The organism is Streptomyces sp. XY431 (assembly GCF_001279805.1).
In the GTDB taxonomy this organism is placed as follows: Bacteria; Actinomycetota; Actinomycetes; order Streptomycetales; family Streptomycetaceae; genus Kitasatospora; species Kitasatospora purpeofusca.
In genome coordinates this window covers 1-11,153 of the sequence record NZ_LGDO01000133.1, presented here as the reverse complement: position 1 = coordinate 11,153, position 11,153 = coordinate 1, and the positions used below count along the sequence as shown (strand labels likewise).

The following is an 11,153-nucleotide window of genomic DNA, read 5'->3' as shown; positions in this document are numbered from 1 at the left end:
GTGGGCCCGTGCCGCCCGCCCGGCCCGGCCGCCGCTGCCGTGGGCGCCGATGCTCCGAGCCGCACTCGCCATGGCGCTGGCGCTGGCCGCCGGGCTGCTGGCGCACCGGGTGGACCTCGGGGTGTTCGCCGGGCTGGGTGCGATGCACGCGACCATGAACGACCGCGTCGAGCCGGTCCGGCTGCGGGCCCGCCGGATCGCCACCGCCGTGCCGGCCTCGGCGCTCGGCATGCTGATCGGCAGCGCGCTCCAGCACGCCCAGGTCGGCGCGCTCGCCCTGGGCGCCGGGCTGACCGTGACGGCGTTCGTCTCCGGCGCGCTGAGTGCGACGGGCCCGCGCGGTTCGGCGGCGGGGCTGCTGCTGCTGGTCTCGGCCACGCTCGGGAGCGGTATGCCGCTGCCGCATCCGTGGTGGGCCGCTGCGGCGGTGCTGCCGGCGGGTGCGGTGCTGGTGCTGCTGCTCGGTGTGCCCCTGCGCGGCCGCCGGGCTCCCGGCGCCGACCCGGGTGTGCGCGCGCTCGCCGCCGTGTACGACGCGCTCGGCCGGATGCTCGCCGATCTCGGGACTCCGCAGGGGTCGGCCTCCCGGCAGGTGCTGACCGCCCGGCTGAACCAGCTCCAGGACGTGCTCCCGCCCCTTCCCCGCCGGCCGCGGAACCCGCCCGGCCCCGCCGCCCAGCGCGTCCACACGATGTACCGGGCCGCGCTCGCCGCCACCGAGGCGGCCACCGGCCTGCTGTGGGCCCGGCGGCCGGTGCCGCCCGAGGTGGCCGCCGTACCGGGCCTGCTGGCCCGCGCGATGGAACGCGGCGGCGGGGTGGAACGCAGGGGTGGGGTGGAACGCAGGGGTGGGGTGGAACGCAGGGGCGGGAAGGAACGCGTCGGCGGCGAGGTGCCGGTGCCGGACTGGGCGCCGGACACGCCGTCCCGGCAGGCCCTGGACGCGGCGCTGCGCGCGGCCGCGGCGACGGTCGCGGGCCGGGAGGCCGCGCTGGGCACGGCTCCCGCGCCCCCGCCGGACCCGTGGCGGCTGCGGGTGCGGCTGGTCTCGCCCGGGGCGGCCCGGTACGGGGCGCGGCTGGCGCTGTGCATCGCGGTGGGGGCGGCGCTCATGGCCGCGCTGCCGCTGAGCCGGAGCTACTGGGTGCCGATGACGATCGCCTTCGTCCTGAAGCCGGACCTCGGCTCGGTGTTCCTGCGTTCGGTGAGCCGTGCGGTCGGGACGGTGCTGGGGGTGGCGGTGACGGCAGCGGTGCTGTCGCTGGCTCCGGGCCCGTGGGCGCTGGTCGCGATCGCCGCGCTCTGCGTGGCCCTGCTGCCCTACGCGACGGCGGCGCACTACGGGCTGAACACCGTGGTGATGACGCCGATGGCGCTGGTCCTGCTGCAACTGGGCGGGCAGGACGGCGCGGCCGAGTTCCGGCCCCGGGTGCTGGACACCGTGCTGGCCAGCGCGATCGTGCTGCTGTTCGGCCACCTGCTCTGGCCGGAACGGCCTCGGCACCGGATCGAGCCGCGCCTGGTGTCCGCGGCGGGCGCGCTGAAGGACTATCTGGCCTCGGTGGTGCGGCAGGACGGGCCGGAGCCCCGGGCCGAGGTGTGGCTGCGGCGGACGGCCTACCGGGCGCTCGCGGACGCCCGCGCGGAGGTGGAGCAGGGGTTGGCCGAGCCGCCGCCGACGGGCCGGCTGGCGGCCGAGTGGCTGCCCGCGACGGCCGCGCTGGAGCGGCTGAGCGGCGCGGTGGCGGCGTTCGCGGCGCAGCGCCGGTACGGCGGGCGGGTGCCGGAGCGGGCGGAGGTGGAGCGGGTCGGCCGGGCGCTGGACGAGCTGACGGCCGCGGCGCGCGCGCACCGTCCGCCGACCGGGGCGGCGGCGCGGCCGACCCGGCCGCACGACCCGTCGCGCAGCGCGCTGGGCCGGGCGGCGGACGAACTGGACGCCCTGCTCGCCGGCGGCCCGCCCCGCTGAGCCGGCCGCCCGCTCGGTCCCTTCCGGCGACCCCGCCCCCGTCAGACCTGCTCGGCCAGCTCCAGCCAGGTCATCTCCAGCTCCTCCTTCTCGTCCCGGACCGCCCGCAGCTGGCTGTCCAGCTCGGCGACCTTGGAGAAGTCGGCGGCGTGCTCGGCGAGCTGGGCGTGCAGCTTGGACTCCTTCTGGTCCAGCTTGGCGATCTGGCGCTCCAGCTTCTGCAGCTCCTTCTTCGCCGCCCGCAGGTCGCCGCCCGACAGCGCGGACGCCGAGTCCTCCGCGCCGCCCGCGGCGGCACCGGTCGCGCCGGACGCCACCGAAGCAGCGGCCGAAGCGGCGGCAGCGGCGGCGGCAGCCATCGCGGCGCGCCGCTGCAGGTACTCGTCGACGCCGTTCGGCAGCATCCGCATCCGCCGGTCACCGAGCAGCGCGTACGTCACGTCGGTGGTCCGCTCGATGAAGAAGCGGTCGTGGCTGATCACGATCATCGAACCGGGCCAGCCGTCGAGGAGGTCCTCCAGCTGGTTCAGCGTCTCGATGTCGAGGTCGTTGGTGGGCTCGTCGAGGAAGAGCACATTGGGCTCGTCCATCAGCAGCCGGAGCAGCTGGAGCCGGCGCCGCTCGCCGCCGGACAGGTCGCCGACCGGCGTCCACTGCTTGTCCTTGCCGAAGCCGAACTGCTCGCACAGCTGGCCGGCGCTCATCTCCCGGCCCTTGCCGAGGTCGACCCGGGAGCGGACCTGCTCGACGGCCTGCAGCACCCGGGTGGTCGGCTCCAGCTCGGCGACCTCCTGGGAGAGGTACGCCAGCCGCACCGTCTTGCCGACCTTGACCACGCCGGAGTCGGGCTGGATGTCGCCCTCCGAGGTGTACGCGTCGCGCAGCGCCCGCAGCAGCGAGGTCTTGCCGGCGCCGTTGACGCCGAGCAGACCGATCCGGTCGCCGGGGCCGAGCTGCCAGGTGACGTTCTCCAGCAGCAGCTTCGGGCCGGCCTTCACCGTGATGTCCTCGACCTCGAAGACGGTCCTGCCCAGGCGCGCGTTGGCGAACTTCATCAGCTCGCTCTTGTCGCGCGGCTCCGGGACGTCGGCGATGAGCGCGTTGGCGGCCTCGATGCGGTAGCGCGGCTTGGACGTGCGGGCCGGGGCGCCGCGGCGCAGCCAGGCGAGCTCCTTGCGGGCCAGGTTCTGGCGCTTCTGCTCCTCGGTGGCCTCGATCCGGGAGCGCTCGGCGCGCGCGAAGACGTAGTCGGAGTAGCCGCCCTCGTACTCGTGCACCGAGCCGTGCTGGACGTCCCACATCCGGGTGCAGACCTGGTCGAGGAACCAGCGGTCGTGGGTGACGCAGACGAGCGCGGAGCGGCGGTTCTGGAGGTGCTGGGCGAGCCAGGCGATGCCCTCGACGTCGAGGTGGTTGGTGGGCTCGTCGAGCACGATGAGGTCGGGCGAGCCGAGCAGCAGCTTGGCGAGGGCGATCCGGCGGCGCTCACCACCGGAGAGCGGGCCGATGACGGTGTCCAGGCCGTCGGGGAAGCCGGGCAGGTCGAGGCCGCCGAAGAGGCCCTCGATGATGTCGCGGATGCGGGAGTCGCCGAGCCACTCGTGGTCGGCGCGGCCGGCGATGACCTCGTGCCGGATGGTGGCGTCCGGGTCCAGCGAGTCGTGCTGGGTGAGGACGGCCATCTCCACCCCGCCGACGTGGGTGATCCGCCCGCCGTCCGGCTCCTCCAGCTTGGCGAGCATCCGGATCAGGGTGGTCTTGCCGTCCCCGTTGCGTCCGACGACGCCGATCCGGTCCCCCTCGCTGACGCCGAGGCTGACCCCGTCCAGAAGGGCCCGGGTGCCGTACACCTTCGTGACGGACTCGATGGTGGCGAGATTGACGGCCACGTGTGCTGCGCTCCTGGGTTCGACGGTCCGGGCTCGGGCGGAGGTCCGGATCCTCCCCAGCCTAGTGGGCCCGCCTCGACTCCCCGCCCGCCCGAGCCGGCGGCCGCCGCTGCCCCGCTTCCCGTTCCGCTCGCGCTACTCCCCCGCTACTCCCCCGCGGTCACCGCCGCGCCCGGCACCGGCCCGTACGTGGCGTGCGCGGCCCGGCAGCTGCCGGAGGCCCGCAGCGCGGCCGCGACGGCCTCGGCGGCGTCCGCGTCCTTGGCCAGGAAGGCGCAGGTCGGTCCGGAGCCGGAGACCAGGGCGCCGATCGCGCCGGCCTCGGTGCCCGCCCGCAGGGTGGCGGCGAGGGCGGGGCGCAGCGACAGGGCGGCCGGCTGGAGGTCGTTGGTCAGCGCGGCGGCCAGGGCGACGGCGTCGCCGTCGGCGAGGGCCGTGAGCAGCGCGGGGTCGGCGTCGGGGGTGGCCACCTCGGTGTCGGCGGAACCGGTGCCCGCCTCCTCGCGCAGGCGGTCGCACTCACGGAAGACCGCGGGCGTCGACAGGCCGCCGTCGGCGACCGCGAAGACCCAGTGGTAGGTGCCGGCGACGGGCAGCGGCTCCAGGATCTCGCCCCGGCCGCGGCCCAGGGCGACACCGCCGACCAGGGCGAACGGCACGTCCGAGCCGAGTTCGGCGGCGAGCTCCAGCAGCACCTCGACGGGTGTGCCGAGCCCCCACAGGGCGTCGCAGGCGACCAGCGCGGCCGCGCCGTCCGCGCTGCCGCCGGCCATGCCGCCGGCCACCGGGATGGCCTTGGCGATGTGCAGGTGGACGTCGGTCGCGGCGAGGCCGTGGTGGGCGGCGAGCAGCCGGGCGGCGCGGGCGGCGAGGTTGCTGTCGTCCAGCGGCACGGCCTCGGCGTCCGGTCCGGTGCAGCTGAGGGTGACGCCCGTGCCGGGTTCGCCGGCCGTCGCGGTCACCTCGTCGCCGAGGGCGACCGCGAAGAAGACGTTGGCCAGGTCGTGGAAGCCGTCGGCGCGCAGTCCGCCGACCCCGAGCTGGACGTTGACCTTGGCGGGCACGCGTACCGTGACGGTCACTGGGAAACCCTTACTCCGGCTTGTGTTCGGCGATGGCGGCGAACTGCTCGACGGTGAGCATCTCGCCGCGCAGCTTGTGGTCGATCCCGGCGGCGGCGAGCGCCTGCTCGGCCCCGGCGGCGGAGCCGGCCCAGCCGGCCAGCGCGGCCCGCAGGGTCTTGCGGCGCTGGGCGAACGCGGCGTCGACGACCGCGAACACCTCCTCGCGGCTCGCGGTGGTGCTCGGCGGGTCGTGGCGGACCAGCGAGACCAGCCCGGAGTCGACGTTGGGGGCGGGCCAGAAGACGTTGCGGCCGATCGCACCGGCCCGCTTCACCTCGGCGTACCAGTTGGCCTTGACCGACGGGACGCCGTACACCTTGTTGCCCGGCTTGGCGGCGAGCCGGTCGGCGACCTCGCTCTGCACCATGACCAGGGTCCGCTCGATGCTGGGGAAGGTCGCGAGCATGTGCAGCAGCACCGGCACGGCCACGTTGTACGGCAGGTTGGCCACCAGCGCGGTCGGCGCCGGACCGGGCAGCTCGGTGACCAGCATCGCGTCGCTGAACACCAGGTCGAAGGAGTCGGCCCGGCCCGGCATCCGGGCGGCCACGGTGTCCGGCAGGTGGCGGGCCAGCACCGGGTCGATCTCGACCGCGGTGACGTGCCGGGCGACCTCCAGCAGCGCGAGGGTCAGCGACCCGAGTCCGGGCCCGACCTCGACCACCGTGTCCTCGCCGGTCACCTCCGCGGCCCGGACGATCCGCCGCACGGTGTTGCCGTCGATGACGAAGTTCTGCCCGCGCTGCTTGGTCGGCCTGACGCCGAACGCCTCGGCCAGCGCCCGGATGTCCGCGCCGCCGAGCAGGGGGCTCCCCTCGGCGGAAGGCTGGGGGCGGTTGTCAGAGGTGGGGTCGGTGGTGCTCACCCGCCAAGGATACGGGCGCCGGGCCCCCTCACAGCTCGACGACCGCCGCGAGGTCGATCTCCACGGGGTACGGGAGCGAGGTCCGCAGCACGCCCTCGTGCTGGGCGACAGGCAGATAGACGCCCTTCTCCTCGTCCCGGTGGAACTCGTGCACGATCGGCAGGTCGTCGATGCCGCGCTCGACCCGCCAGAAGTACGGGATGCCCTTGTCGGCGTACTGCCCGGGCTTGCGGAAGCGGTCATTGGCCCGGGTGCCGTGCGAGACGACCTCGACCACGAGCGCCACGTTCCGGGGAGGGAGGCATTCCAGCTCGAAGACGTCGATGCCGGTCTTGTCGAACACGACCACGTCCGGCTTGGTCGTGTTGTCCTCGTCGAGCAGCACACAGCGCTCGACATTGGCCGCGAAGGGAGCAACTCGTGCCCCGAACAAAGCCATGAAGAGCCGGTCCCGCACCTGGTCGTGCCACTGATTCGTCTGCCCCCGGACCACGATGACTCCGTCCACAAGATCCCAGTCGAACGGCAGGTCAAGGTGCTTGGCCTGCTCGTACGTCCGCAGTTGGGACAGCGGGTGCGACGATTCGTGATGATCCTCGACGGGTCCGTCGATCGGCATGGCGGTCATGGCCACCTCCCTCACTGCACTCATGCTAGCCAGCCTAGGCAGCCGCCAGGAGTGCCGAATCGTTCCTTCGGAACCCGACTTTCGTTCGACCGGATCAGTACCCGAACGCCCGCGCCGTGTTCTCCGCGATCGCCGTGGCGAGCGCGTCCTCGTGCAGGCCCAGGGTGTCCGCCATGGACCGCACCGTGACCGGGATCAGGTACGGCGCGTTGGGGCGGCCGCGGTAGGGGTGCGGGGTGAGGAAGGGAGCGTCGGTCTCGACCAGCACCCGGTCCAGCGGGGTGACCGCGAGGGCGTCCCGCAGCGGCTGGTTGGCCTTGAAGGTGACCGGGCCGGCGAAGGAGAGGTACCAGCCGTGCTCGGCGCAGACCTTGGCCATCTCCGCGTCGCCGGAGTAGCAGTGGAAGACGGTCCGCTCGGGGGCGCCCTCCTCCAGCAGGACGGCGATGACGTCCTCGTGGGCGTCCCGGTCGTGGATCACCAGGGCCTTGCCGTGCCGCTTGGCCATCGCGATGTGGCGGCGGAACGACTCCTTCTGGATCTCCACGCCCTCCGGCCCGGTCCGGAAGTAGTCGAGGCCGGTCTCGCCGACCGCGCGGACCTGCGGCAGCGCCGCGAGCGCGTCGATCTCGGCCAGCGCCGCGTCGAGCGCGGCCTGCCCGCCGGGCTCGCGCCGCTGCCCGGACCAGCCGTCGGGGTCGCCGAGGAAGATCCGCGGCGCCTCGTTGGGGTGCAGGGCGACGGCGGCGTGCACCTGCTCGAACCGGGCCGCCAGTTCGGCGGCCCAGCGCGAGCCCGGCACGTCGCAGCCGACCTGGACGACGGTGGCCACCCCGACCGAGGCGGCCTTGGCGAGGCCCTCCTCGGGGGTGCCGGACTGCATGTCCAGATGGGTGTGCGAGTCCGCCACCGCCACCGCCAGCGGGGCCGGCAGCGGCGGCGGGGTGGAGCGCTCGTCGTCCTTCTTCGGCATCGGTCGTCCTCCTCCGGCCCCAGGGTCAGTCCCTAGGCGGCCGGCTTCTCCTCGAGCCGCGGGAACAGGATGTCGCCCTTGGTGACGGTGGCACCGACCGGCAGCCGGCCCCAGCGCGCCGCGTCGGCGACGGTCTGCTCCGCGAGCGCGCCCAGGCCCTCGGCGGCGCCCAGCGAGTCCCAGAGCTTCTCGGCGGTGGCCGGCATGACGGGGTTGAGCAGCACCGCGGTGGCCCGCAGCGACTCGGCCGCCGTGTAGAGGATGGTGGCCAGCCGGTCCCGGCCCTCGGCCGAGTCGTCCTTGGCGACCTTCCACGGCTCCTGCTCGGTGAGGTAGCCGTTGACCTGCTTGACGAACTCGAAGATCGCCGCGATTCCGCCGGCGAAGTCCAGCTCCTCGCCGATCTTCCGGTCCGCGGTCGCGACCGCCGCCGCGAGGCCCTCGGTGACGGCCTGCTCGGCGGCGCCCGGCGCCGCGGCGGCCGGCAGCACACCGTCGAAGTACTTGCCGACCATGGCCGCCACCCGGGAGGCGAGGTTGCCGAAGTCGTTCGCCAGCTCGGAGGTGTACCGGGCGGCGAAGTCCTCCCAGGAGAACGAGCCGTCGGTGCCGAACGGGATCGCCCGCAGGAAGTAGTAGCGGTAGGCGTCCACGCCGAAGTGCGAGGTCAGGTCGGTGGGCGAGATGCCGGTCAGGTTGGACTTGGACATCTTCTCGCCGCCGACCATCAGCCAGCCGTTGGCGACGACCCGCTTGGGCAGCGGCAGCCCGGCGGCCATCAGCATCGCGGGCCAGATCACCGCGTGGAAGCGCAGGATGTCCTTGCCGACCAGGTGCACCGAGGCCGGCCACAGTTCGGCGAACCGCTCCGGGTCGGCGCCGTAGCCGGCCGCGGTGATGTAGTTCTGCAGCGCGTCCACCCACACGTACAGGACGTGCTTGTCGTCCCAGGGCAGCGGGACGCCCCAGTCGAAGGTGGAGCGGGAGATGGAGAGGTCCTGGAGGCCCTGCTCGACGAAGCGGAGCACCTCGTTGCGGGCCGTCTCGGGGGCGATGAAGCCGGGGTTCTCGGCGTAGAACTCCAGCAGCTTCGGGCCGTACGCGGAGAGGCGGAAGAAGTAGTTCTCCTCCTCCAGCCACTCGACCGGCTTCTTGTGGATCGGGCAGAGCTTCTCGCCCTCGGCGGCACCGTCGAGCAGTTCGGCGGGGAGCTTGTACTCCTCGCAGCCGACGCAGTACGGGCCGGAGTAGCCGCCCTTGTAGATCTCGCCCTTGTCGAACAGGTCCTGGACGAACTCCTGCACCCGGGCGGTGTGCCGCTCCTGGGTGGTGCGGATGAAGTCGTCGTTGGCGATCTCCAGGTGCTGCCAGAGCGGCTTCCACGCCTCCTCGACCAGCTTGTCGCACCACTCCTGCGGGGTGACGCCGTTGGCCTCCGCGGTGCGCAGGATCTTCTGACCGTGCTCGTCGGTGCCGGTCAGGTACCACACCCGCTCGCCGCGCTGGCGGTGCCAGCGGGTCAGTACGTCGCCTGCCACGGTGGTGTACGCGTGGCCCAGGTGGGGGCGATCGTTGACGTAGTAGATCGGGGTGGTGACGTAGTACGCGGGAGTGGTGCCCCCGGTGGTGCTGTGGTCTGCAGTGGCCGCCATGGTCGGCAAGCTTAGTCGGGCCCGGGTCCGGGCCCGACCGCCGCTGCCACCGTCAGCCCCGCATCCGCGCCCAGAACCGCGCCCAGCGCCCGCCCGAGGGGGCGGTCCGCACCGGCCGCGGCGCGGCGGGCGGGGCGGCCGGCTCCGCGTGCGCCGGGTACCCGGGGGCGTGCTGCCACGGCTTGTCCTGCCCGGCCACCCGGCCCTCGCGCATGATCCGGACGGTGTGGCCGCCGCAGCCCGGGCAGGCCGGCTTGAGCAGCGGCGACGGCACCCGGACTCCGTTGGCGTGGTACTCGAACACGACCCGCCCGTCCCGGGCCACGTGGTGCTCGATGTCGTACGCCTGCTCCCAGCCGTACCCGCAGCTCAGGCACACGAAGGAGTAGGCCTCCCGGACGGTCTCGACGGGGGTGTGCGCCCGGCCGCTCGGGCCGGCGCCGCTCGGGCCGGGGTCGCTCAGGGCATTGCCACCGCGGGGGCTACCGATCGTCTCGCTCATAGCCGTCTCCCAGCGCCCGCCGGGCGCTCGCCCGGCTGGGTCTTTCCATCCCAGCAAATGCCCGGAACGTCCCCGGCGATGCCCGCCTTGTGAAGACTTGGAGGGGGATTGGGAAGCCCTATACGAAAGGGTGGGTCCTGTCCGAAAACCTCGACCGAAGCTTCAGCTCGACGGGCGTTTACCCGGGGCCTTCTCTCCAAGGTACGCGCCCGCGCGCCCGGCGGCACCTCGCCCACGAACCGTGTGTACTCGCAGCTCAGGCGCCTGCCGGGGCGCTTTCCGACCGTTCCCCGGCCGTTCGCCGACCGTTCCCGACCGGATTCCCGGCCGCTGCCCCGGCCGTCTCCCGGCCGTCTCCCGGCCGAACGCTCAGCCGGCTCCGCCCGCGGTGGCGTTCTTGACCGCCACCACCGCGTCGAACACCTCGCGCTTGGGCAGCGAGAGTTCGGCCGCGACCGCCGCGATCGCCTCCTTGCGCCGCTCCCCGGCCTCCTCCCGCACGGCCACCAGCCGGGCCAGCTCGGCCGGGCCCAGCTCCTTCGGCGCGGCCGGCGGAGCGCCCGCCACGACCACCGTGATCTCGCCCCTGACCCCCTCGGCCGCCCACGCGGCCAGGTCGCCGAGCGGCCCGCGCTTGACCTCCTCGTAGGTCTTGGTCAGCTCCCGGCAGACGGCGGCGGGCCGCTCGGGGCCGAACGCCTCCGCCATCGCGGCGAGCGCCTCCGCGATCCGGTGCGGGGCCTCGAAGAAGACCATGGTGCGCGGCTCGGCGGCGATCGAGGCCAGCTGCCGGGCCCGGTCGCCGGTCTTGCGCGGCAGGAAGCCCTCGAAGGTGAACCGGTCGACCGGCAGTCCGGACAGCGCCAGCGCGGTGAGCACCGCGGACGGCCCCGGCACCGCGGTCACCTTGAGGTCGGCGGCCACGGCGGCGGCCACCAGCCGGTAACCGGGGTCGGAGACGGACGGCATCCCGGCGTCGGTGACCAGCAGGACGCGGGCCCCGCCGAGCAGCGCCTCGACGAGCTCGGGGGTGCGCCCGACCTCGTTGCCCTCGAAGTAGGAGACCACCCGCCCGGCCGGGATCACCCCGAGGGCCTGGGTGAGCCGGCGCAGCCGCCGGGTGTCCTCGGCCGCGATGACGTCCGCCGCGGCCAGCTCGGTGAGCAGCCTGGGCGGGGCGTCCGCGACGTCGCCGATGGGGGTTCCTGCAAGTACGAGTACACCTGTCACGGGCCCCATCCTTCCAGCAACCGGCCGCCGGGCGCTTTTGGTGACGATTCGGGCAGCTTCGGAGGGAGCCGTCCCACCGTCGTGACGCACCCCTACCATGTGGCGGATGAACGGCGACACGGCGGCGCAGACGCCCACTGGTACAGACCTCACCGCGCGGGGTGGCGTCGGCGGGCCGGTCCTGGCGGACCAGCCGTCGCCCGCCCTGCCGGGCCCGCGCGACCCGGGCGGCGACCCGGCCGGCGACGCCGCCGACGGCGGTCCTGACGGCCCCGGCGGTCCGGACGTACCCGGCGGCCCCGCCCCGGACGGCTCCATACC

Annotated in this window: 10 protein-coding genes; 2 read left to right on the top strand and 8 right to left on the bottom strand. The window is 74.1% G+C overall.

The window, feature by feature from the left end; genetic code table 11:
* Positions 1–1,969: FUSC family protein (locus ADK60_RS47675; protein WP_286185284.1), on the top strand; the 1,969-nt coding region annotated here is incomplete at its 5' end.
* A gap of 41 nt (positions 1,970–2,010) precedes the next feature.
* On the opposite strand, the gene ADK60_RS16670 is transcribed toward ADK60_RS47675, so the two are convergent.
* The 8 genes from ADK60_RS16670 to rsmI all read right to left on the bottom strand — a co-directional run bounded on the left by ADK60_RS16670 (position 2,011) and on the right by rsmI (position 10,841).
* Positions 2,011–3,858 carry an ABC-F family ATP-binding cassette domain-containing protein gene (locus tag ADK60_RS16670; protein ID WP_045942408.1) on the bottom strand — a complete coding sequence of 616 codons (1,848 nt, stop codon included), beginning with the start codon at positions 3,856–3,858 and terminating at the stop codon, positions 2,011–2,013.
* A 146-nt stretch (positions 3,859–4,004) separates the two neighbouring features.
* Positions 4,005–4,940, bottom strand: coding sequence for a 4-(cytidine 5'-diphospho)-2-C-methyl-D-erythritol kinase (locus tag ADK60_RS16665; RefSeq protein WP_053646843.1), 936 nt, complete (start codon positions 4,938–4,940; stop codon positions 4,005–4,007).
* 10 nt (positions 4,941–4,950) lie between these two features.
* Complete coding sequence (gene rsmA / locus ADK60_RS16660) at positions 4,951–5,847, bottom strand: 16S rRNA (adenine(1518)-N(6)/adenine(1519)-N(6))-dimethyltransferase RsmA (RefSeq protein WP_234371112.1); 897 nt, start codon at positions 5,845–5,847, stop codon at positions 4,951–4,953.
* A gap of 28 nt (positions 5,848–5,875) precedes the next feature.
* On the bottom strand, positions 5,876–6,499 hold the full coding sequence (locus ADK60_RS16655) for a Uma2 family endonuclease (RefSeq protein WP_063783167.1): 624 nt from the start codon (positions 6,497–6,499) through the stop codon (positions 5,876–5,878).
* Between the two features lie 70 nt (positions 6,500–6,569).
* On the bottom strand, positions 6,570–7,448 hold the full coding sequence (locus tag ADK60_RS16650; protein ID WP_053646839.1) for a TatD family hydrolase: 879 nt from the start codon (positions 7,446–7,448) through the stop codon (positions 6,570–6,572).
* 32 nt (positions 7,449–7,480) lie between these two features.
* Complete coding sequence (gene metG, locus ADK60_RS16645; protein ID WP_053646837.1) at positions 7,481–9,100, bottom strand: methionine--tRNA ligase; 1,620 nt, start codon at positions 9,098–9,100, stop codon at positions 7,481–7,483.
* Between the two features lie 52 nt (positions 9,101–9,152).
* Positions 9,153–9,602, bottom strand: coding sequence for a hypothetical protein (locus ADK60_RS16640; RefSeq protein WP_052709406.1), 450 nt, complete (start codon positions 9,600–9,602; stop codon positions 9,153–9,155).
* A gap of 369 nt (positions 9,603–9,971) precedes the next feature.
* Positions 9,972–10,841: a 16S rRNA (cytidine(1402)-2'-O)-methyltransferase gene (gene rsmI / locus ADK60_RS16635; RefSeq protein ID WP_079008426.1), complete on the bottom strand. Its 870-nt coding sequence runs from the start codon at positions 10,839–10,841 to the stop codon at positions 9,972–9,974.
* A gap of 97 nt (positions 10,842–10,938) precedes the next feature.
* Between rsmI and ADK60_RS43430 the strand changes: the two genes are divergently transcribed.
* Positions 10,939–11,153: hypothetical protein (locus ADK60_RS43430; RefSeq protein WP_502687427.1), on the top strand; the 215-nt coding region annotated here is incomplete at its 3' end.